Below are 21,366 nucleotides of genomic sequence, written 5' to 3'. Positions count from 1 at the left end.
GACTAGAGTCGCTGCCGTGACAGCTACGACGCCGCGCCTGCTCCTCGTCGACGGACATTCCCTGGCATACCGGGCGTTCTTCGCCCTGCCGGTCGAGAACTTCTCCACCACGACGGGTCAGCCGACCAACGCGGTGTACGGCTTCACCTCGATGCTGATCAACGTCCTGCGCGACGAGCGGCCCACCCACATCGTCGTCGCCTTCGACGTCTCCCGCCGGTCCTTCCGCACCGACAGGTACGCGGAGTACAAGGCCGGCCGCAGCGAGACCCCGACCGACTTCAAGGGCCAGGTAAGCCTCGTCAAGGAGGTCCTGGCGGCGTTGCAGATCCCGGTGGTCGAGATGGAGGGCTACGAGGCCGACGACATCATCGCGACGCTCGCCTGTCAGGCCCGTGACCAGGGCATGACGGTGCTGATCAGCTCGGGTGACCGCGACGCGTTCCAGCTCGTCGGCGACCAGGTCACCGTGCTCTATCCGCGCAAGGGCGTCTCCGACCTGGCTCGGATGGACCCGGCGGCGATCGAGGCGAAGTACGGCGTCGGCCCCGAGCGTTACCGGGACCTCGCCGCGCTGGTCGGTGAGACCAGCGACAACCTGCCCGGCGTGCCGGGTGTCGGTCCGAAGACCGCCGCCAAGTGGATCACGACGTACGGCGGGGTGGAGGGCGTCATCGCCCGCGCCGACGAGATCAAGGGCAAGGCCGGCGACAGCCTGCGGGAGCGCCTGGCCGACGTGATCCGCAACTACGAGATCAACTGTCTGGTCTCCGACCTGGAACTGCCGCTACGCCCTGAGGACGCCCGCTGGGCCGGGTGGGACCGTGAGGCCGTGCACCAGGTCTTCGACACTCTGGAGTTCCGCATCCTGCGCGACCGCCTCTACCAGTACCTGGAGGCCGTCGAGCCGGAGGCCGAGTCCGGCTTCGACCTGACCGGCGAGGTCCTCACCGAGCCGGGCGCGCTCACCGCCTGGCTCGACGCCCACGCCCCGAGCGGCACCCCGGTCGGGCTCGCGGTCAAGCTCGACACCGGCCCCAACCGCCGCCATACCGCCTCGATCACCGGGCTGGCGCTGGCCAGTGCCGGTGGCGCGGCGGCCTGGGTCGACCCCAGCGGGCTCGACGCCTCCGACGAAAGCGCCCTCGCGTCCTGGCTGGCCGACGCGCAGCGGCCCAAGGTGCTGCACGACAGCAAGCCCGCCGTGCTGGCCTGCGCCGCACACGGTTGGGACCTGGCCGGCATCGTCCGCGACACCCAGATCGCCGCGTACCTGGCCCGCCCCGACCAGCGGTCCTACGACCTGACCGACCTGGCCCTGCGCTACCTGCACCGCGAGTTGCGGGTGGACGCGCCCGAGACCGGTCAGCTCACCCTCGACGGGCTGGGCGACGAGGGGGCGGCCGAGCAGAACCTCATGCTCCAGGCCCGCGCGACCCTCGACCTCGCCGACTCGATCGACGCCGAGCTGTCCCGCGACGGCGAGCAGTCCGCGCGGCTGATGGCCGGGGTGGAGCTGCCGCTGATGCGGGTGCTCGCCGCGATGGAGCGCACCGGCATCGCCGCCGACACCGACTACCTCTCCGAGCTGGAGGCGCACTTCGCCGCCGAGGTGAAGGCCGCCGCGCAGGGCGCGTACGAGGCCGTGGGCCGGGAGTTCAACCTCGGGTCACCCAAGCAGTTGCAGGAGATCCTCTTCACCGAGCTGGGCCTGCCGAAGACCAAGAAGATCAAGACGGGTTACACCACCGACGCCGACGCCCTCCAGTGGCTGTACGCGCAGCAGCCCCACCCGGTGCTGGCCCACCTGCTGCGCCACCGCGACGTCGCCAAGCTCAAGTCGACGGTGGACGGCCTGCTCAAGTCCGTCTCCGACGACGGGCGGATCCACACCACCTTCAACCAGACGGTGGCGGCGACCGGTCGGCTCTCGTCCACCGAGCCCAACCTGCAGAACATCCCGATCCGCACCGAGGAGGGCCGGCGCATCCGCCGGGCCTTCGTGGTGGGTGAGGGGTACGAGTGCCTGCTCACCGCCGACTACAGCCAGATCGAGATGCGGATCATGGCGCACCTCTCGTCGGACGACGCGTTGATCGAGGCGTTCAACTCCGGGGCCGACTTCCACGCCGTCACCGCCTCCTCGGTCTTCGGCGTACCGGTCGACGAGGTCACCCCGGACCAGCGGCGCAAGATCAAGGCAATGAACTACGGCCTGGCGTACGGGCTCAGCGCGTTCGGCCTGTCCCAGCAGCTCAGCATCGGCACCGACGAGGCGCGCGGGCTGATGGAGAACTACTTCGCAGGCTTCGGCGGTGTCCGCGACTACCTGCACCAGGTGGTCGCCAAGGCCCGCCAGGACGGCTACACCTCGACCATCCTGGGCCGCCGCCGCTACCTGCCCGACCTGGTGAGCGACAACCGGCAGCGCCGCGACATCGCCGAGCGGATGGCGCTCAACGCTCCCATCCAGGGTTCGGCCGCCGACATCATCAAGGTGGCGATGCTGCACGTCGACACCGCGCTCGTCGACGCGGGTCTGCGCTCCCGGATGCTGTTGCAGGTGCACGACGAGTTGGTCTTCGAGGTCGCGCCCGGTGAGCGGGAGACGTTGGAGGCGCTGGTGCGGCGCGAGATGGGCGGGGCGTACCCGTTGTCGGTGCCGCTGGAGGTGTCGGTCGGCGAGGGCCGGGACTGGAACAGCGCCGATCACTGATCCGTGGTTGCGGTGTGGGGGTTGGATCTCCACTACTTCATCGGGTCGTGGCCCCAGTTCATGAGGGACCAGCGCCACTTCGTGTCGCGGACGTTGCCGGACGGGCGCTGCGCCATGTGTCGACGAACGTAGCCGACGACCTTGCGCATGTGTTTGTAGTCCGCCTCGGAGAGATCGCCGCGCTTGCGGCGGAGCAGGTTGATGATCTTCCGGCCGGATTCGTGTCCGACGGACTCGCCACCACCGGTACGGCCACCCTTGTGCCAGCCGACCTGCTTCGACTCGTTGGTCTCCAGCCAGGTGGACAGCTCGCCGGGCTTCATGTTCACCGCGTCGGTGAACTCCCGGTAGGTGTCCCGGCCCTGGTCGTCAGCTCTGCTCATGACGCAACGCCTCCGGGCGGTGGGCCACGTCGCGGCCCGTGCCGTCACTGCGGACCCGGTACTGCGGGTCGTCCGGGGACGCGTTCACCGCTCGCCCACGTAGCCGGGTCCGTTCGGTGATCGTGCCCTGCACCACGCCGTACGCACGGTTGCCGTGTGCCGACCAGGAGACGTGGTCGCCCTCGTGGAACCTCTGTTCGGCCATGCCCCCGGCTACCCGAGCCGGCAGGGGCGAAACGGCTACGGCCTGATCTCGGCGACCGGCAGCTTCATGTCGAACGGCTCGGTCAGCTCGATCACGTCGGCACCGTCGGCGACCAGCTCGTACTGCCGCTCACCGCCCGGGCCGACCCGGTCGCCGATCCGGTACGCGTAGACGTGCACCGGGTCCTGCTCGATCCGCCAGTAGAAGGGGATGCCGGCGGCGGCGTACTCGCCGGGCTTCGCGAACCGGTCGATTCGTCGCGTGCCGGGCGAGACGATCTCCACGGCGAGCACGACATCCGCCGGACGCAGGGTGGACCGGTTGGACGGCACCTCGGCGCGACAGAGCAGCACGTCAGGCTGACGACTGGTGTTGCGGCTGAGTGCGACTCCGACTGCTTGGGCGGCGCGAAGGTCCGCCGGGGCGTGCGAGCGCAGCCACAGCCACAGCAGACCGCAGATGTCTTGATGGCCCAGGGTGGGGGAGGGTGTCACCTGGACAACTCCGTCGACGAGTTCGACGCGGGGGGCGTCGTCCGGCAGGGTGAGCAGGTCCTCCAGCGTGTAGTCGGCACGCTGCTGCCGCATCGGATCCGGACACCAGGGGCCAGGTGATGTCGGGATGGGCTCGGCGCTCATGGGGTCGAGCCTACCGGCGATCGATGGGTCGCAGGTCGGACAACGGGTGCGGCACGCTCAGTCGGCGGGCTTGTCGGTGACGAAGATGGCCGTGCCGGGGAAGAGTCGACCCCGCAGCGGGCTCCACTGCCCCCAGATTCCCTCGTGTCCCGGAGGCCACTCCGGCTCCACCAGGTCGAGCAGCCGGAATCCCGCCCCGACCAGTTCCCGGATCCGGTCACCGAGTGTGCGGTGCTGCTCCACGTACGTGGCCACGCCGCTCTCGTCCTGCTCGACGTAGGGGGAACGGTCGAAGTACGAGTGCACGGCCCGCAGGCCACCCTCGCCCGGGTCGTCCAGGAAGATCCAGCGCATCGGATGGGTCACCGAGAACACCCACCGGCCGCCCGGACGTAGCACCCGGTGCACCTCGGCGAGCAGGGCCGCCGAGTCGTCCACGAACGGGATCGCCCCGAACGCCGTGCAGGCCAGGTCGAACGACTGATCGGCGAACGGCAGGGCGAGCGCGTCGGCCTGCACCAGCGGCACGCGTACCCCCGTGGTGTCGGCGGCCTTGGCGGCGTGCCGCAACATGCCGGCGGACAGGTCGAAGGCGACCGGCCGCGCGCCCTGGGTGGCGAGCCAGCGGGCGGCGGCGGCAGCGCCGCAACCCACCTCGAGCACCCGTCGTCCCGACACGTCGCCGAGCAGGTGGGCGTCCGCTTCGCGCAGCCCCTCCGGGCACCAGACGAAGTCCACGTCGCCGAGGAACGCGCCGTGTTCGGCCTGGTAGTCGTCGGCGTCGGTGTCCCACCAGCCGCGGTTGGCCCGCCGGACCTCGGCGTCACCCACGCGGCGCCGGGTCACCCGGCTGTCGTCATCCACCCGCTCACGCTAGGCCCCCACCCCCCGGTCCACGACGGCGGCGCGGCCGGATCGACACGGACTCGGGGGCGTCGGCGCGCCGCGCCCGCCGCCACCGGTGAAATCGAGTCGTGCGAGGGGCCCCTGAAGTGGCCGGTGGGACTCCTGTGACGTATGAGACAGCAGGGGTCTTTTCCGGGCGATTGTTCGGCTTTCGCAGGTCGCCGCGCGGCGAGGAGACGGGAGGGCTTGCACGCTGTGGTAATGCGCACGGTAGGCTAGATGATGCGCTCGCGGATCGTGTGTCTCGGCAGGGAGCAGGTGCGCGGTCGACGGACCACATCATGATGCTCACTAGGTGATCGTTCGGTGTGCCCGGCGACGGATCCGCTGGCGCGAACAGGTCACTGCGACACACCAGCCTGCTGTGACAACCCACCGACCGGAGCAACCGCCCACATGACGAGCAGCATCGAGGCCCCCTCGAGCGCCACCCGGGTCACCCACGACGATCTCGGTTCCGAGGAGGCTTTCCTCGCCGCGATCGACGAGACCATCAAGTACTTCAACGACGGCGACATTGTCGAAGGCACCGTCGTCAAGGTCGATCGGGACGAGGTCCTGCTCGACATCGGCTACAAGACCGAGGGTGTCATCCCCTCTCGGGAGTTGTCGATCAAGCACGACGTGGACCCCGCCGAGGTTGTGACGGTTGGCGACCACATCGAGGCCCTGGTCCTCCAGAAGGAGGACAAGGAGGGGCGTCTGATCCTCTCCAAGAAGCGGGCGCAGTACGAGCGGGCCTGGGGCACGATCGAGAAGATCAAGGACGAGGACGGTGTCGTCCGCGGCTCGGTCATCGAGGTCGTCAAGGGTGGTCTCATCCTCGACATCGGCCTGCGCGGCTTCCTGCCCGCGTCCCTTGTCGAGATGCGGCGTGTGCGTGACCTGCAGCCGTACGTCGGGCGCGAGCTCGAAGCCAAGATCATCGAGCTGGACAAGAACCGCAACAACGTGGTGCTGTCCCGCCGGGCCTGGCTCGAGCAGACGCAGTCCGAGGTGCGCACCGAGTTCCTCAACAAGCTGCAGAAGGGCCAGGTCCGCAAGGGCGTCGTGTCCTCGATCGTCAACTTCGGCGCCTTCGTGGACCTCGGCGGCGTCGACGGTCTGGTGCACGTCTCCGAGCTGTCCTGGAAGCACATCGACCACCCGTCCGAGGTCGTCGAGGTGGGCCAGGAGGTCGAGGTCGAGGTCCTGGACGTCGACCTGGACCGCGAGCGCGTCTCCCTGTCGCTGAAGGCGACGCAGGAGGACCCGTGGCGGCAGTTCGCCCGCACCCACGCGATCCAGCAGATCGTGCCGGGTAAGGTCACCAAGCTGGTTCCGTTCGGTGCGTTCGTCCGCGTGGACGACGGCATCGAGGGCCTGGTCCACATCTCCGAGCTGGCCGAGCGCCACGTGGAGATCCCGGAGCAGGTCGTCCAGGTCGGCTCCGAGGTCATGGTCAAGGTCATCGACATCGACCTGGAGCGCCGCCGGATCTCGCTGTCGCTCAAGCAGGCCAACGAGGGCTTCGTCGAGGGCGAGGAGCACTTCGACCCGACCCTCTACGGCATGGCCGCGACGTACGACACCGAGGGCAACTACATCTACCCCGAGGGCTTCGACCCGGAGACGGGCGAGTGGCTCGAGGGGTACGACAAGCAGCGCGAGACCTGGGAGAACCAGTACGCCGAGGCTCGTCAGCGCTGGGAGGCCCACACCAAGCAGGTGCAGACCTCTCGCGCCGCCGACGCCGAGGCCGCTGCCAACCCGACCCCGGTCGTCCCGGCTGCCACCGGTGGCACCACCTCCTCGTCCAGCCCGGCCCCGAGCCGGCAGGCCGAGGAGCCGGCCGGCACCCTGGCCACCGACGAGGCGCTCGCCGCTCTGCGGGAGAAGCTCGCCGGCGGTAAGTGACCCGCTGACACGACGACAGGCCCCGTCTCCCGCGATCTTCGGATCGCCGGAGGCGGGGCCTTCGCCGTGCGGTCACCGCGCCGGTGTCGCGATGACCCCTGCACGGTGGCGGCTTTGGCGGGCGCGGAGCGGGGGCGGCGGCGGTGGCGGTGGCGGGGCACCGGTCACTGCGCGTCCTTTGCTCTGCTGCAACAGAGGAAACGGTCGGTGTCCGATTACCGGACGGCACGTGTTTCCTGGGCTGAAGCAGAGCAAAGGACGCGTGTGACAGGTCAAGGCGCGCCCGTCGCAGGCCAAGGCTCGCGCGTGACAGGCCACGGCTCGCGCGTGACAGGTCAGGGCAAGCGTGTGACAGGTCAGGGCGCCCTGGAGCCGATCTGGGCGGCCAGGTGGTGGGTACAGGAGTTCGCCTACGGGCGTCTCGCGGGGTGGGCGTGTTTGGCGGGCGAGCCGTGATCCGGTTGACTGGTCCGGTGCTGAGGGTGGGTTTGACCGGCGGTATCGGATCGGGCAAGAGCGCGGTGGCCGCGCGGCTGGTGGAGTTGGGTGCTGTGCTCGTGGACGCCGACCAGGTCGCCCGGGAGGTCGTCGCGCCGGGCACCGAGGGCCTCGCGCAGATCGTCGCCACGTTCTCCGAGGCGGTGCTGGATGGCGACGGCGCGCTGGACCGCGCCGCGCTGGGGGCGAGGGTGTTCTCCGACGAGGCCGCCCGCCGCCGGCTGGAGGCGATCACCCACCCTCGGGTACGGGCGCGCACCGCCGAACTGGTCGCGGCGGCACCGCCGGACGCGATCGTCGTCAACGACGTACCGCTGTTGGTGGAGGTGGGGCTCGCGCCGACGTACCACCTGGTGGTCGTGGTGCAGACGGCCGTGCCGATCCGGCTGGAGCGGCTGACGCGCGACCGGGAGATGGACCGCGCGGACGCCGAGCGGCGGATCGCCGCGCAGGCCGACGACGCCCGCCGGCGGGCGGTCGCCGACGTGGTGGTGACCAACGACGGGAGTCTGGTGGCGCTGCACGCTGCCGTGGACACGCTGTGGCGGCAGCGGCTGCACCCCTACGAGCACAACCTGCGGCAGCGGAAGGTCGCTCCGCCACCCGCGCGCGGTGGCGCGACGGAGGCCGACCCGAGCTGGCCCGAGCAGTACGCGCGGATCGAGGCCCGGATCCGGCACGCGCTCGCCCCGGCGGATCTGCGGATCGACCACATCGGCGCGACCGCGGTGCCCGGCCTCGCCGCCGACGACGTCATCGACGTGCAGCTCGCCGTGCCCGACCTCGCGGACGCCGACGGGCCGCTGGCCGACCGGCTGGCGAGCGCGGGGTTCCCCCGGGTGCCGGGGCACTGGTGGGACGATCCGCGCCCGGCCGGCCGGGCGCGGTGGGAGAAGCGGCTGCACGGCAGCGCCGACCCGGATCGTCCGGTGCGTCTGCACGTCCGGGCGGCCGACTCGCCCGGCTGGCGGTACGCGCTGCTCATGCGGGACCACCTGCGCGTCGACCCGGATCGGCGGGGCGCGTACCTGCTGCTCAAGCGCGATCTGGTGGACGCTGCGCCGCTTGTCGGTGACTCCGGCACCGCCGGCGATCCCTGGTTCGACGAGGAGTACCTGCGGGCCGAGCAGTGGGCCGCGCAGACCGGCTGGCGGCCCTGACTCTGGTCAGCGCGTCCCGCGCCGTGCGGTGGCGGCCCGCGGCGGCGGAGTGAGGCGGGGCACCACCGCGGGATCGAGGTCCAGCTGCGCCCACGCGCCGGGGCCGGTGTGCAGCTCCACCCGACGCAGCGATCCGTCCCGGGCGATCCAGTAGCGCAGCCGTGCGTCCGCCACGCGGAGTTCCACCACGTCCACGGTCCGTCCGCCGGCGAGGTCCTCGCGGACGCGCACGGGCACGCCCCGCCGTGCCAGCGGCCCGGCGGCGCCCACCGCGGCGTCGACCAGCAGGTCCAGGTCGTCCCGGGCGGACCGGGTGGTCCGCCACGCGCCGGCGGGGACCGGGAACGGAGGCCGCCCGGGCGTCTCGGCGGTGCCACCACCACCTGCCTGGGCCGGTACGTCCGTGCGGGACAGACCTGCGGCGTCGCGGTGCAGCAGGGTCCGGCGACCGGGTACGCCGAGGTCGGCGACCGCCACGTAGGCGGTGCGCGCGGTCCAGCTCAACCAACCGGCGCCCCGCAGGTTGACGTCGCCGCCCACCGGCGCGGTCAGCGTCAGCGTGGCGCCGCCCTGGCCGCGCAGCCGGGCCGGCAGGGCGTCCAGCCGCCGCTGCTCGGCGTTCGTGAGCGCCCGTGGCAGACCGGGTCGGCCACCGAGCGCGTCCACCGGATGCAGGGTGGGACGGTCGATCCGGTCGAGGAGCACCGTGACCGGCCCGACGTCGGGCAGCCGGGTCACCAGCTTGTGCAGTCGGCCGTCCCGATCGAGCCAGTAGCGGGTCGACGCGTCCGCTCGGGTCGCCGCCGTGCTGGCCGGTGCGGTGCTGTCGGGACCGGTCGTCGCGGTGGCGAGCGACGCCTGCAGCACGTCCAGCGTCCCGGCCGCGCCCACGTCCTGGGCGACCCAGCGGGCGTCGCCACCGCTCGGGGCCGGGTCCGGACGGTCGGTGGCGAGGCCGAGGAGCAGGTCGAGGACCCGCGTCAGGCCCCTGTCGGTCGTCCGCTGACGCAGTTGCCAACGGTCCGCCGGTGGCACCAGCGGTGGCGCGGCCGGGGTGGGTACGGCGCCCGGGTCGGGCCGGACCACCAGGACCCCGCCCGTGCTCTGCAACAGGCCGCGGTCGGCACCCGCCCCCGGCCCGCCCACGTCCAGGTAGAGCAGGGGCCGCGACCAGTCCACCCAGCCCACCAGTTCGGTACGGGCGGCGCCGTCGCCGGCGGTGACGTGCACACCGGCGCGGAGGTCCCGCAGATTGGTGACGCGCATGGCGGCCAGCCGCTCGGCCTCGGCGACGGTCAGCGGTCGGGCCGGCGGGGTCGGCTTGGGCGTCCAGCTCAGCAGCCCGACGACCAGCGCCGCCGCCGACGTCACCGCGGTCAGGGCGAGCAGGAGCAGCAGCACACGGCGGCGGCGGGCCCGGGACCGTCCGGCGCTGTGACCCTCGACCGAGCGATCGCCGGGGTCGGGGGACATGTCGGCGCCGCGGTCCGTGGCGCCGGCGCGGGCGGTGTCGGAGGAGGGTGCCGGGGCTCCAGAGGTGTCCACGGATGTGAAACGGGCGGGACGGCACCGGGTGACGAGCGGGGGGCGTCGAGCAGGGGCGCTCGCGGCGGCCGGTCTGCGCCGTGAGCGCGACCACACGGGTGCGCACGCCGGACGAGCCGGGTGCTGCGACCGCTGTGCCGGGGGCGACCGGCTGTGATGACAGCCTGGCCGCCGGGCCCGGTCGGCCGCCGCGAGCGGCCTACATGAAGAGGGTAGTCCCGGTGACATGGGCCACACAATGGGAATATTGAAGCCGATCACGTACCCTGCGCGACGGCCGAACATGTCGGACCTGCGGCGTACCGTTGAGGTCATGGCGCTCGACATTCCTCGACTCGACGGCCGCTTTGAGGTCGTCAGCGAATTCCAGCCGGCCGGCGACCAGCCGGCCGCCATCGACGACCTTGAGCGCCGGGTGCGGCGCGGCGACCGGACCTCGGTGCTCCTCGGCGCGACCGGCACCGGCAAGAGTGCCACCACGGCGTGGCTCATCGAGCGGCTGCAGCGACCGACCCTGGTGCTCGCCCCGAACAAGACACTCTGCGCGCAGCTGGCCAAGGAGTTCAGCGAGCTGCTGCCGCACAACGCGGTCGAATACTTCGTGTCGTACTACGACTACTACCAGCCCGAGGCGTACATCCCGCAGACCGACACCTACATCGAGAAGGACTCCTCGATCAACGAGGAGGTCGAGCGACTGCGGCACTCGGCGACCATGTCGCTGCTCACTCGCCGCGACGTGATCGTGGTGGCCACCGTCTCGGCGATCTACGGTCTGGGCACCCCCGAGGAGTACCTGGACCGGGCGGTCAAGGTCCGGGTCAGCCAGGATCTCGACCGCGACCAGCTGCTGCGCCGGCTGGTCGACATCCAGTACACGCGCAACGACATGGCCTTCCAGCGGGGCACGTTCCGGGTCCGCGGCGACACGCTGGAGATCATTCCGGCGTACGAGGAGCTGGCCGTCCGCATCGAGCTGTTCGGCGACGAGGTGGAGAAGCTCTACTACCTCAACCCGTTGACCGGTGACGTGGTCCGCGAGGTCGACCAGTTGGTGATCTTCCCGGCGACGCACTACGCGGCGGGCCCGGAGCGCATGGAGCGGGCCATCCGCGACATCGAGGCGGAGCTGGCCGAGCGCCTCGCCGAGCTGGAGCGTCAGGGCAAGCTGCTGGAGGCGCAGCGGCTGCGGATGCGCACCACGTACGACATCGAGATGATGCGGCAGGTGGGCTTCTGCTCCGGCATCGAGAACTACTCGATGCACATGGACGGGCGGCTGCCCGGCAGCCCGCCGCACTGCCTGCTCGACTACTTCCCGGACGACTTCCTCACCGTGGTCGACGAGTCGCACGTGACGATCCCGCAGATCGGCAGCATGTACGAGGGCGATGCGTCCCGCAAGCGGATGCTCATCGACCACGGGTTCCGGCTGCCCAGCGCCGCCGACAACCGGCCGCTGCGCTTCGACGAGTTCCTGGAGCGGGTCGGCCAGATGGTCTGCCTGTCCGCGACCCCCGGCACCTGGGAGATGGACCAGGCTCAGGGCGAGTTCGTCGAGCAGGTCATCCGTCCCACCGGTCTGGTCGACCCGCAGGTCGTGATCAAGCCGACCAAGGGTCAGATCGACGACCTCATGCACGAGATCAAACTACGGACCGACCGGGACGAGCGGGTGCTCGTGACGACGCTGACCAAGAAGATGGCCGAGGACCTGTCGGACTATCTGCTGGAGAACGGCGTCCGGGTGCGCTACCTGCACTCCGAGGTCGACACGCTGCGCCGGGTCGAGTTGTTGCGCGAGCTGCGTAAGGGCGAGTACGACGTGCTGGTCGGCATCAACCTGCTCCGCGAGGGTCTCGACCTGCCCGAGGTGTCGCTGGTGGCGATCCTCGACGCAGACAAGGAGGGCTTCCTGCGCAGCGGCCGTTCTCTGATCCAGACCATCGGGCGGGCCGCCCGTAACGTCTCGGGCCAGGTGCACATGTACGCCGACAAGATCACGCCGTCGATGGCGGCGGCGATCGACGAGACCGACCGGCGTCGTGCCAAGCAGATCGCGCACAACGAGGCACACGGCATCAGCCCGGAGCCGCTGCGCAAGAAGATCCACGACATCCTGGACGACATCTACCGCGAGGCGGAGGACACCGAGAACTCCCGGGTCGGCGGCGCGGTCCGCCAGCTCTCCCGCGGCAAGGCCCCCGTCAAGGAGACCCGCAGCCGCAGCCGGTCGACCGCTACCACCACGTCACGGGAGGGGATGGCCCGAGCCGACCTCGCCCAGCTCATCCAGGAGCTCAACGACCAGATGCTGGCCGCGGCCCGCGAGCTGCAGTTCGAGCTGGCGGCGCGGATTCGCGACGAGGTCGCCGACCTGAAGAAGGAGCTACGCGGCATGGACGCCGCCGGCGTGAAGTGACGCCAGGGCCACCCTGGTCACCAACGGTACGGGGGGATGCGGGAAGGGCGGTCGGGTGCGATGAGTCCGGTCGACGACGAGATGGTCATCGGGCTCCCCGAGATGCGGTTGCGCCCGTTCGTCGACCGGTACATCGGCTACCGGGAACGCGCCGACCTGCCGCTGGTTCGCCGGGAGCCGGCCGGCGTCTTCGTGGTGCTGATCCTGGGTTGGGGCGCGCCGCTGGACGTTGTCGATCCGCGCAGCGCGGAGCGTGGGATCGAGCGGGTGGACTCGTTCGTGGCCGGCACCTTCGACGGTTGGTGCACCACCCGCACCGTGGGTGTGGGGGAGGGCGTCGAGCTGCTGTTGACGCCGCTGACCGCCCGGCGCGTCCTCGGTCTGCCGCTGGCCGAGGTGGCCAACAGGGCAGTGGGCCTCGGGCAACTCCCCGGCGGTTGGCTCGACCGGCTGCGGCAGCGGCTCGCCGACGCCGCAGGCTGGCCGCAACGCTTCGCGCTCCTCGATACGGCGCTCGCCGGCCGTCTGGCGGAGGCCCCACCCGTCGACGCCCGCCTTGACTGGGCCTGGCGGCGGCTCGTGGCCAGCGGCGGGCGCGGCGGTGTCGGCGCTCTCGGCACCGAACTGGGATGGAGCCGACGACATCTGGCGGCCCGGTTCCGGGAGGAGGTCGGGCTACCACCGAAGACGGCCGCTCGATTGCTGCGCTTCCAGCAGGCACACGCGGCGCTGCGCGGCGTCTCCGCCACGACCGGGCCGCGACCCGCTGATGCGGAGCGGGCCGTCGACTGGGCCGAGGTCGCGGTCCGGTGTGGCTACTACGACCAGTCCCATCTAATCCGGGACTTCCACCAGTTCGCCGGCACCACACCGGCGGCGCTGCTCGCCGCCCGCTCCACCGCCTGACGCGAGAACGCCGGCAGGCCGAGAGCGCCGGCAGGCCGAGAACCGCGGCGGCCGACGATCGACTCGGGTTCACGGACGTCGGGGTGTCCCGCCCACGCCGACAGCCCCCGGACAGCGAGGACCCAACTGCGCCCGGCTGTCGAGGCGGCCGGGGGCGCAGGGTGGTGGTGCGTCCTTTGCTCTGCTTCAACCGAGGAAGCGCTCGGCGTCCGATAATCGGACACCGCCTGTTTCCTCTACCGAAGCAGAGCAAAGGACGCCTGCGGCAGTGTCGCCCTGCCGGGATCGCAGGAACCCGGTGGCGTGGTGCGGGCTGCCCCGCGCGCTGGTCCCGCGCTGGTCCCGCGCTGGTCGACCCGCCCGGGTCACATTCGTCCAATCGGGAACGGACGTCGGACCGGAGACTGGTCGGTATGCGAACCGTCTATCCGATCCTTCGTTACCCCGACCCTCGCGCCGCGATCGACTGGCTCTGTTCCGCGTTCGGTTTCCAGGTGCACGCCGTGCACGAGGCGCCGGACGGCACTGTCGCGCACGCCGAACTCGTCCTCGACACCGGCATGATCATGCTCGGTCCCCGGGTCGGCGCGGCGTCGCGGCTGGCCGACGACGACTGGTCCGTCTACGTGGCCGTGTCGGACGTCGACGCCCACTGCGCCCAGGCCCGCGCCGCCGGAGCGGACATCACCCGGGAGCCGTTCGACACCGACTACGGGTCCCGGGACTACGCCGCCCGTGACCTCGCCGGCATCCCGTGGTCGTTCGGCACGTACCGGCCCTGAGGCAGCGCCCCGGCCCTGCGCCACTACCCGGCCCTGAGCAGGGAACGTCGGCCTGCCCGGCAGGGGTTGCCCCGGCTCGGCGCGATCACCTCGATTGCGGTGCGCAAGCGCGCTATTGCACTGGGTGATCGTCCTGCGTACTCTCCCTCGATGGGGAGGCGGGGATGCCGTTGCCAACAAGTCCTGTCATTCGACGCGCGCGGCTCGGCGCTGAGCTGCGTCAACTACGCCGACGCGAGGCGCTGACCCTGGAGCAGGTCTGCGACCGGTTGGGCTGGGCCTCGACGTCGAAGCTGTCCCGCATCGAGCTGGGTCAGAGCCGGCCGGATCTCGCCGATGTGCTGGATCTGCTCGACGTCTACCAGGTGCCCGGGCCGGCCCGGGACGCGCTGATCGTGATCGCGCGGGACGCGGCCACCAGTCGCGGTTGGTGGAAGACGCTCGGGGAGATGAGCGAACGGCAACGCGTGTACGCCGAGTTGGAGGCGGGCGCGGCCGACATCGTGGAGTACCAGCCATCGGTCGTGCCGGGGCTGCTCCAGACGCCGGCGTACGCCCGTTCGCGGGTCGCCGCCGGCGTCCTGCTCAGTCCCGAGGTCGACGTGGAGGCCGAGGTGCGGGCCCGGGCGCTGCGCCAGGAGGTGCTGCGGCGGGCCGACCCGCCGCGCTACACGGCGGTGCTCGCCGAGGCGGTGTGCGACCCGGGTGACCTGCCGCTCGACACCTGGCGTGAGCAGTTGCGGCACCTGGTGGCGGTGACCGGGCTGGCGCACGTGACGGTGCGGTTGCTGCCCCGCGGGGTGGCGGGCGGCGGGCTGCACCCCCTCACGCCGTACTCCTGGTATGCCTTTCCCGACCCGGCTGATCCCCGGACGGTGATGGTGGAGGCGTTGACCACCGACGTCCGCCTGGCGACCGTGCTCGACGTCGACAGGTACGAGCGGATGACCGAGGCGCTGCTGGCGGCGGCGTTGTCACCGGAGGAGACGGTCACCGCGTTGGCTCGCCGCGTCGGGCAGTGAGGCTCACCCGCGCGGCCACCGGGCCCGGCGCCCCCGAGACCGTCGGGACCGGCGACCCGCGCGTGCGGGAGGCACGATAACCGCGGGGTACGACAGCTCCACTCAGGCCGGTACGTCGAGGAAGTGCTCGACAAGCGGCGGCCCGGCGAAGTGCGGGCCGATGAGCGCGCGCCACTGCGCGAACCGGTCGGTGTCCCGGAAGTTCTTCTCGTGCGCCTCGACCGAGTCCCACTCCACCAGCAGCACGAACCGGGTGGGGGACTCGATGCCCCGGGTCATCCGGACCGACCGGCAGCCGGGCGTTCCGGCGAGCACCGGGTGACCCTGGGCGTACGCGGCGGCGAACTCGTCCTCGTGTCCGGGCAGTACGTCGATCAGCGCGACCTCAAGCACCATGCCGGCAAGCCTTTCACGGCTCGGGGTCGTGCGGGTGCCGTGGGGTCTGCTCCGGCGTCGACACACGCCCTAAGGTCAGACGACATGATCATCGGCTGGCTCACCGGTACCGCCTTCCGGGTCGCCGGCGTCGGCACGACCTGGGCGGAGCTGCTGGGGTTCGTCACCGGCGTGCTCAACGTCTGGCTGGTGGCCCGGCAGCGCGTCGCCAACTGGCCGATCGGTATCGCCAACGTGCTGCTGCTCATGCTGCTGTTCTGGACGGCCGGGTTGTACGCCGACGCCGGGCTCCAGGTCGTCGACGTGGCGCTGGGCTGTTACGGCTGGTGGCACTGGTTGTTCGGCGGTGAGCGGTGGACCCGTCTCACGGTGAGTCGGACCGGCCGGCGGGAGTGGGCGGCGCTGGCGGTCGTCGGGGCCGTTGCTGTTCTGCGACACCGACGCGCGGGCCACCGCGGTCTGGGAGGAGCGCTACCTGGGCAGCGCGTCGCCGCAGGTGCTCACGGCGGCTCGTCGCCCGGCGCTGTACCTGCTGACCGACCACCGGGGCGTGCCCTTCGCCGACGACGGGTTGCGCGACGGCGAGCACCTGCGGGCCTGGATGACCGGGCGGTTCCGCGACGAGTTGGCCGCGTCCGGCGTACCGGTGATGGAGTTGACCGGGCCGCACGCCGAGCGGCTGACGCGGGCCGTGCAGGTTTGTGACGCCCTGCTGGCCGCCGGCTGGTCGTTCGCGGAGCCGATCACCGCACCCGACACACTAGCCTCCTAGGACGACCAAGAGGGTGTGTGATGGGCACTCCATGCCCCAGGTGTGATCACGGCGCGTGGTGGGCAACAATGGACCCCGAGGAGGGGAGTATTCCCCCGTGACGAAGTCGTCAGCACGGACGATCGCCGGATTCTCGACGGTCGGCCCGGCTTCGTCGGTCGCCGTCCCGTTCGCGGGCCGGGGGCGGAAGAGACCTCCGACAGTCACCAGAGTGAGCGACAGCGGCACGCCGGCCCCGGCAGGGGCGTACGGTGTGCCCGACGCCGCGTGTCTGCCGGAGGAATGAACGTTGGACGTGTCCGGATTGGTGTGGGCGGGAACCCTCGTCGCACTGTCTGCGGTGCTGCTCGTCGACCTGTTGATCGTCGGGCGGCGCCCGCACGAGCCGAGCGTGCGCGAGTCGAGTCTCTGGGTCGCCTTCTACGTCGGTCTCGCCCTGCTCTTCGGCGCCGGCGTCTGGCTGGCCTCGGGGGCCAGTTCGGCCGGGCAGTTCTACACCGGCTGGCTCACCGAGTACAGCCTCTCGGTGGACAACCTCTTCGTCTTCGTCATCATCATGGCCCGGTTCGGGGTGCCCCGGCAGTACCAGCAGAAGGTGCTGCTCATCGGCATAGTGCTGGCGTTGGTGATGCGCGGCGGGTTCATCGCCGCCGGCGCGGCGTTGATCTCACAGTTCTCCTGGGTCTTCTACATCTTCGGCGCGTTCCTGATCTACACGGCGATCAACCTGGCCCGGCAGGGTGAGCCGGACGAGGACGAGTTCTCCGAGAACCTCCTGATCCGGTGGAGCCGCCGGGCGCTGCCCATCTCCAAGGGCTACGACGACGCGAAGCTGACGACCCACGAGAACGGGCGGCGGCTGTTCACCCCGATGCTCATCGTGATGATCGCGATCGGCACCACCGACCTGATCTTCGCGCTGGACTCGATCCCGGCGATCTTCGGGATCACGCAGGAGCCGTACCTGGTCTTCACCGCGAACGTCTTCGCGCTGATGGGTCTGCGTCAGCTCTACTTCCTGCTCGGTGGCCTGCTCGACCGGTTGATCTACCTCAGCTACGGGTTGGCTGTCGTGCTGGGCTTCATCGGGGTCAAGCTGGTGCTGGAGGCGCTTGCCGACAACAACCTGCCGTTCATCAACGGCGGAAAGCATGTCGCGTGGGCGCCGCACATCCCGATCTGGCTGTCCCTGCTGGTCATCATCGGCACGCTGGGCATCGCCACCATCGCCAGCCTGGTCAAGTCCGCCCGCGACAGGCGTCGCGAGTTGGCCGAGGCCCGACGCTGAGGCTCAGGGCCGGGCGCGGGCCGGTCAGACCCGGTGCGCGCCGACGAGGGTGGCCGTACGGTCGGCCGGCAGACGCTCCTCCAGCACCCGACGCCGCCGGTAGCAGGCGTGCAGCATCCGCCGGTCCGTCGGGCCGTCGGCCACGGCCGTGACGATGCCGATGTGGTGGATCTTCCGGCCGGGCCGGGCGAAGAAGTAGAGGTCGCCGGGGCGCTCCGCGCCCAGCGTCAGGGGGGTCGTCGCCACAGCCTGGTCGTCGGCGTCGCGGGGGAGCAGCACGCCGAACCGGCGCCAGGCCAGGTGGACGAGGCCGGAGCAGTCGATGCCGTACGTCGAGAGTCCGCCCCAGATGTAGACCACGTCCAGCAGCCGCTGGGCCACCGCGAGCGTGTCGGCGGCGCTGGGCGGCCCGGTCTGCACCGGGGCGAGGTGTCCGTCGCGCAGCCAGAGCGGCGTGGGCTGACCGGGGACGTGGACCTCCCGCCAGCCCTCCCGGGACGGACCGGCCGGGACGAGGCGGGTGCCCACGACGACGCCGGGCAGCACCACCGGCCCGTCCGGGCCGGCGTGCAGGTCGGTGACGGTGGCGTCGACCACGAGCGGGTCGCCGCCGACGCTGGGATCCGCGGGGGTCAGTTGGTCGGCGGGGAGCCAGCCCGGGTAGCCCCGCGGGTCGAGCTTGGCGGCCGGCTGCTCGACGGCGACAACCCGCACCCAGCCGTCCGGGCGCACTTCGTCGACGAGCACCCGCTCGCCGAGTAGGAGTTGACTCAGCACACAGTCGCCGACCTGTTGGTCGGTGTCCAGACCGGAGACCCAGGTCGGGATGTCGACATCGGTCCTGAGCGCGGGACCGTCGACCGGCCGCACCGCCTCGGGGGATGACCACAGCGTCGCCACCGCGACCCGGACGACGGCCTCGCGGCCCGGTTGTAGCTGCACGTCGACCCCCAGCTCGTGTCGGCTGTCCGGGGGAAACCCTATGAAGAAAACCGCCGATCCTCAACCACGGGTCTGCATCTTTACTTCAGTCAGGCCGGAAATGCCGAGGCCAGGGGCATCCGGAAGGACTACCGTCGGCCCCTCGTAGCGGATTCCGCCCTGCACCGGCGACCAGGCCAGCCACCAGGCGGCGTCCAGGTCGGCGACCGCCGTGGTGCCGTACGCGGCCACCAGGCTCGCCGCCGCGCCGATGCCGACCTGACTCTCCATCATCGACCCGACCACCGTGCCGAGCCCGTGCGCGCGGGCCAACTCCAGCAGCGTGCGCGCCGGGTGCAGCCCGCCGCACTTGGCCAGCTTGACGTTGACCAGATCGGCGGCCCGGCGGCGGATCACCTCCACCAGGTCGCGGACCCCGAAGACCGCCTCGTCGGCCAGGATCGGCACCGACACCCGGTCACTGACCCAGGCCAGCCCGTCCAGGTCCCAGCGGGCCACCGGCTGCTCGACGAGCTCCACGTCCAGCTCGGCGTCCTCGATGCCACGGATCACCCGGACCGCCTCGCGCGGTGTCCAGCCCTGATTGGCATCCAGCCGGATCCGCACTCCGGCGCCGACCGCCCCGCGCACCGCCCGTACCCGGTCCAGGTCGCCGGCCGCGTCCGTGCCGACCTTGAGCTTGAGCACGCCGAAACCGTCGGCCCGCCGCTGACGCGCGGCCGCCGCCAGGTCGACCGCGTCGCCCGCGGCGAGGGTGACGTCCGTCGGGACGCGCAGCGCCGTGCCGCCGAGCAACCGCACCAGGGGTACGCCCAGACGCCGCGCCGTCAGGTCGTGCAGCGCGACGTCCACCGCCGCCTTCGCCGCCTCGTTTCCCACCACCGCCCGCTGCACCTCGGCGCAGCGGGCCACCAGATCGTCCGGGTCGCGTCCGGTGAGCAGCGGACCGAGCAGTTCCTGCACGCACGCCTGCGCGCCGGCGACCGATGCGCCGGTGACCTGCCACACCTGCGGCGCCTCACCGAAGCCGGACCGACCATCGGCGTCGATGAGCTCGACGATCAGGGTGTCCACGGTGGTGGTGCGGCGCAGCGCGGTGACGAACGGGGTGTGTAAGGGGGCAGAAACCCGGTGGGTGCGTACCGCCGAGATCGTCATATGGGGCACCCTATACACAGGCAAGCGGCGGGAGGACCACGCGATGGTCATCGGGGACTGGCAGTTGGTCGGCGCGCCGAACGCCCGGGACCTTGGCGGCCTCGACGGCGTCGACGGCCGGAAGGTGCGCGCCGGACGGCTGATCCGCACTCCGGCGCTGGGTCGGCTCACCGACGAGGACCTGCCAGTACTCGCGAAGCTGGGGCCGGCCTGCGTTGTCGACCTGCGCGACGGCGCGGAGATCGCGCTCGCCCCGACCGACCGGCTGGCCGGCGAGCCGCGGGTGGTGCACCTACCGGTGCACGACCCCGAGCACCCCGTCTTCACGTACGTCTCGGCGGTGCTCGTCGGCCATGACCTCGACGCGTACGCCGAACTGGCCCGGCAGGGCACGGCGGGGGCGATGGCCGAGATCTACCGGTGGTTCGTCACCGGCGAGTCCGCCCGCGTCAACTTCGGCGCGGCGGTACGCCTGGCCGCCAGCCCGGACAACCTGCCGCTGCTGTACCACTGCTCGGCCGGCAAGGACCGCACCGGCTGGCTCACCGTCATCCTGCTCACCGCGCTCGGGGTGGACGAGGCCGCGATCCGGGCCGAGTACCTGCGCAACAACGCGCTCACCGACGGCCTGCGCGCGGTGATCATCGAGGCGATGCGCCGCCGCCAGCCGACACTGGACGTCGACGCGGTGCTGCCGGTGCTGGAGGTCCGTGCCGCGTACCTCGACGCCGGCTACCAGGAGGTACGCCGGGTGCACGGCTCGTTCGACGCGTACCTGCGTGACGGTCTGGGGCTGACCGACGACGTCATCGAGGCGTTGCGGGCGCACCTGCTGGAGTGAGTGCGTCGGGCTCAGAGGCGGTGCCGGTCGTCCCAGACCCGCGCCGAGACGCGCGCGATGAGTCGACAGGCGTCGTCGTCTCCGTCGTCCAGGTCGGTCGTGGTGCACACGGCGATCACGTACGGCGGGGCGTCGTCGGGCAGCACCACGCCGGCACCGTGGCGCACACCACGTACCCAGCCGTTCTTCAGCGCGATCCGGGTGCCCTCGGGCAGGCCGGCGGCCAGGTCCTCGCGGTGTTCCTGGGCGAGCAGCACGTCCAGCATGGCCGCGCACCCGGCCGGCGAGGCGAGGCGGCCGGGCGTGGTGGCGCCGCCGGCCAGCGCGCCCAGCAGGGCGGCCAGGTCGGCTGCGGTGACGGTGTTGGTGATGCCGACGTCGCGGGCGGCGAAGTCCTCGATGCCGCGGCCGGTGACGCTGTCCCGGGCACCGGCCAGCGACCACACCTCGGCCACGGCGGGCAGCCCGACGTGCCCGATGACGAGGTTCGTGGCCAGGTTGCTGGACCGCACGATCATCCGCTCGGCGAGCCAGCGTAGCGACGCCGTGCCGCCGAGCCGGTCCCAGACCGCGTCGTCGTTGTCGTAGTGCGGGGCGCAGGAGAACCGGGGTGCGCCGGGCTGGGCCGAGTCGAACTCGTTGACCACCGGGACGTCGGCGTCCAGGTCCAGGGTGCCGGCCTCGGCGGCGCGGTACAGCGCGGCCAGCACCGCCACCTTCATCGTGCTGGCGGCGTAGTGGCCGGCGCGGGCGTGCCGGGTCCAGGCCGGTGGCGCGTCGAGTCGACCCACGTACGCCGAGACGGTGCCCGGCACCGTGTCCAGATGGGCGTCGAGATCATCCCAGCTCATGCCGGTGACCGTAGCTGATCAACCGGCGCCGGGCGGACG

At 71.4% G+C, this 21,366-nt stretch carries 18 protein-coding genes and 2 pseudogenes; 11 read left to right on the top strand and 9 right to left on the bottom strand.

All coding sequences use genetic code 11. From position 1 onward, the window contains the following. The first annotated feature begins 16 nt into the window (after window positions 1-16). A complete protein-coding gene (gene polA, locus ACGFH9_RS25240) occupies window positions 17-2,716 on the top strand; it encodes a DNA polymerase I (protein ID WP_393223670.1) in 2,700 nt (899 codons plus the stop codon). A gap of 35 nt (window positions 2,717-2,751) precedes the next feature. On the opposite strand, the pseudogene ACGFH9_RS25235 reads toward polA, so the two are convergent. From ACGFH9_RS25235 to ACGFH9_RS25220, 4 genes and pseudogenes are all read right to left on the bottom strand, one after another. Next, window positions 2,752-3,099, bottom strand: a pseudogene (locus tag ACGFH9_RS25235) (DUF3140 domain-containing protein); the annotation flags it as partial. Next, a complete protein-coding gene (locus tag ACGFH9_RS25230; RefSeq protein WP_393223667.1) occupies window positions 3,086-3,304 on the bottom strand; it encodes a DUF2945 domain-containing protein in 219 nt (72 codons plus the stop codon). The gene ACGFH9_RS25230 and the pseudogene ACGFH9_RS25235, both read right to left, overlap by 14 nt. Window positions 3,305-3,339: 35 nt before the next feature. Continuing rightward, window positions 3,340-3,942: a Uma2 family endonuclease gene (locus ACGFH9_RS25225; protein ID WP_393223665.1), complete on the bottom strand. Its 603-nt coding sequence runs from the start codon at window positions 3,940-3,942 to the stop codon at window positions 3,340-3,342. Between the two features lie 57 nt (window positions 3,943-3,999). Then, window positions 4,000-4,806 carry a class I SAM-dependent methyltransferase gene (locus ACGFH9_RS25220; protein WP_393223661.1) on the bottom strand — a complete coding sequence of 269 codons (807 nt, stop codon included), beginning with the start codon at window positions 4,804-4,806 and terminating at the stop codon, window positions 4,000-4,002. Window positions 4,807-5,244: 438 nt separating this feature from the next. Here ACGFH9_RS25220 and rpsA point away from each other — a divergent pair, with 438 nt between their 5' ends. Together rpsA and coaE are read left to right on the top strand one after the other, a co-directional pair. After that, window positions 5,245-6,744 carry a 30S ribosomal protein S1 gene (rpsA, locus tag ACGFH9_RS25215; protein WP_393223659.1) on the top strand — a complete coding sequence of 500 codons (1,500 nt, stop codon included), beginning with the start codon at window positions 5,245-5,247 and terminating at the stop codon, window positions 6,742-6,744. 473 nt (window positions 6,745-7,217) lie between these two features. Next, window positions 7,218-8,402 (top strand): dephospho-CoA kinase, encoded by a 1,185-nt coding sequence (coaE, locus tag ACGFH9_RS25210; protein ID WP_393223657.1) that lies wholly within the window; start codon window positions 7,218-7,220, stop codon window positions 8,400-8,402. A gap of 6 nt (window positions 8,403-8,408) precedes the next feature. On the opposite strand, the gene ACGFH9_RS25205 is transcribed toward coaE, so the two are convergent. Beyond that, complete coding sequence (locus tag ACGFH9_RS25205; protein ID WP_393223655.1) at window positions 8,409-9,947, bottom strand: hypothetical protein; 1,539 nt, start codon at window positions 9,945-9,947, stop codon at window positions 8,409-8,411. A gap of 313 nt (window positions 9,948-10,260) precedes the next feature. Here ACGFH9_RS25205 and uvrB point away from each other — a divergent pair, with 313 nt between their 5' ends. From uvrB to ACGFH9_RS25185, 4 genes are all read left to right on the top strand, one after another. Continuing rightward, entirely contained in the window at window positions 10,261-12,369 is a 2,109-nt protein-coding gene (gene uvrB, locus ACGFH9_RS25200) for an excinuclease ABC subunit UvrB (RefSeq protein WP_393223652.1), read from the top strand. Window positions 12,370-12,429: 60 nt separating this feature from the next. Beyond that, complete coding sequence (locus ACGFH9_RS25195; protein ID WP_393223650.1) at window positions 12,430-13,275, top strand: helix-turn-helix domain-containing protein; 846 nt, start codon at window positions 12,430-12,432, stop codon at window positions 13,273-13,275. 413 nt (window positions 13,276-13,688) lie between these two features. Then, the gene (locus ACGFH9_RS25190; protein WP_393223648.1) at window positions 13,689-14,057 is read left to right on the top strand and encodes a VOC family protein; all 369 of its coding nucleotides are present in this window, start codon (window positions 13,689-13,691) and stop codon (window positions 14,055-14,057) included. Window positions 14,058-14,221: 164 nt separating this feature from the next. Continuing rightward, window positions 14,222-15,079, top strand: coding sequence for a helix-turn-helix domain-containing protein (locus ACGFH9_RS25185; RefSeq protein ID WP_393223646.1), 858 nt, complete (start codon window positions 14,222-14,224; stop codon window positions 15,077-15,079). 102 nt (window positions 15,080-15,181) lie between these two features. Here ACGFH9_RS25185 and ACGFH9_RS25180 read toward each other — a convergent pair whose 3' ends face one another. Further along, window positions 15,182-15,475 carry an antibiotic biosynthesis monooxygenase family protein gene (locus tag ACGFH9_RS25180; protein WP_355236949.1) on the bottom strand — a complete coding sequence of 98 codons (294 nt, stop codon included), beginning with the start codon at window positions 15,473-15,475 and terminating at the stop codon, window positions 15,182-15,184. A gap of 84 nt (window positions 15,476-15,559) precedes the next feature. Here ACGFH9_RS25180 and pnuC point away from each other — a divergent pair. From pnuC to ACGFH9_RS25165, 3 genes and pseudogenes are all read left to right on the top strand, one after another. Further along, window positions 15,560-15,847 (top strand): annotated as a pseudogene (gene pnuC, locus ACGFH9_RS25175) (nicotinamide riboside transporter PnuC); the annotation flags it as partial. A gap of 49 nt (window positions 15,848-15,896) precedes the next feature. After that, on the top strand, window positions 15,897-16,247 hold the full coding sequence (locus ACGFH9_RS25170) for an AAA family ATPase (protein ID WP_393223643.1): 351 nt from the start codon (window positions 15,897-15,899) through the stop codon (window positions 16,245-16,247). Between the two features lie 289 nt (window positions 16,248-16,536). Further along, window positions 16,537-17,535: a TerC family protein gene (locus tag ACGFH9_RS25165; protein WP_393223640.1), complete on the top strand. Its 999-nt coding sequence runs from the start codon at window positions 16,537-16,539 to the stop codon at window positions 17,533-17,535. Between the two features lie 24 nt (window positions 17,536-17,559). Here ACGFH9_RS25165 and ACGFH9_RS25160 read toward each other — a convergent pair whose 3' ends face one another. Both ACGFH9_RS25160 and ACGFH9_RS25155 read right to left on the bottom strand, forming a co-directional pair. Then, window positions 17,560-18,477: an NlpC/P60 family protein gene (locus ACGFH9_RS25160; protein WP_393223637.1), complete on the bottom strand. Its 918-nt coding sequence runs from the start codon at window positions 18,475-18,477 to the stop codon at window positions 17,560-17,562. Between the two features lie 60 nt (window positions 18,478-18,537). Beyond that, window positions 18,538-19,635, bottom strand: coding sequence for a mandelate racemase/muconate lactonizing enzyme family protein (locus ACGFH9_RS25155; RefSeq protein WP_393223634.1), 1,098 nt, complete (start codon window positions 19,633-19,635; stop codon window positions 18,538-18,540). Between the two features lie 43 nt (window positions 19,636-19,678). Between ACGFH9_RS25155 and ACGFH9_RS25150 the strand changes: the two genes are divergently transcribed. Further along, window positions 19,679-20,476, top strand: a complete 798-nt coding sequence (locus ACGFH9_RS25150; protein ID WP_393223631.1) for a tyrosine-protein phosphatase — start codon at window positions 19,679-19,681, stop codon at window positions 20,474-20,476. 11 nt (window positions 20,477-20,487) lie between these two features. Here ACGFH9_RS25150 and ACGFH9_RS25145 read toward each other — a convergent pair whose 3' ends face one another. Continuing rightward, window positions 20,488-21,327: a serine hydrolase gene (locus ACGFH9_RS25145; RefSeq protein WP_393223628.1), complete on the bottom strand. Its 840-nt coding sequence runs from the start codon at window positions 21,325-21,327 to the stop codon at window positions 20,488-20,490. Window positions 21,328-21,366: the final 39 nt, after the last annotated feature.

The organism is Micromonospora sp. NPDC049102, from assembly GCF_043197485.1.
Taxonomy (GTDB): Bacteria; Actinomycetota; Actinomycetes; order Mycobacteriales; family Micromonosporaceae; genus Micromonospora.
This window is presented reverse-complemented; position numbering and strand designations above follow the sequence as displayed.

Coding starts and splice junctions, on each gene's coding strand:
- ACGFH9_RS25230 (WP_393223667.1), bottom strand. CDS start 3,304: ATGGCCGAACAGAGGTTCCACGAGGGCGACCACGTCTCCTGGTCGGCA.
- ACGFH9_RS25225 (WP_393223665.1), bottom strand. CDS start 3,942: ATGAGCGCCGAGCCCATCCCGACATCACCTGGCCCCTGGTGTCCGGAT.
- rpsA (WP_393223659.1), top strand. CDS start 5,245: ATGACGAGCAGCATCGAGGCCCCCTCGAGCGCCACCCGGGTCACCCAC.
- uvrB (WP_393223652.1), top strand. CDS start 10,261: ATGGCGCTCGACATTCCTCGACTCGACGGCCGCTTTGAGGTCGTCAGC.
- ACGFH9_RS25195 (WP_393223650.1), top strand. CDS start 12,430: ATGAGTCCGGTCGACGACGAGATGGTCATCGGGCTCCCCGAGATGCGG.
- ACGFH9_RS25190 (WP_393223648.1), top strand. CDS start 13,689: ATGCGAACCGTCTATCCGATCCTTCGTTACCCCGACCCTCGCGCCGCG.
- ACGFH9_RS25185 (WP_393223646.1), top strand. CDS start 14,222: ATGCCGTTGCCAACAAGTCCTGTCATTCGACGCGCGCGGCTCGGCGCT.
- ACGFH9_RS25180 (WP_355236949.1), bottom strand. CDS start 15,475: ATGGTGCTTGAGGTCGCGCTGATCGACGTACTGCCCGGACACGAGGAC.
- ACGFH9_RS25155 (WP_393223634.1), bottom strand. CDS start 19,635: ATGACGATCTCGGCGGTACGCACCCACCGGGTTTCTGCCCCCTTACAC.
- ACGFH9_RS25150 (WP_393223631.1), top strand. CDS start 19,679: ATGGTCATCGGGGACTGGCAGTTGGTCGGCGCGCCGAACGCCCGGGAC.
- ACGFH9_RS25145 (WP_393223628.1), bottom strand. CDS start 21,327: ATGAGCTGGGATGATCTCGACGCCCATCTGGACACGGTGCCGGGCACC.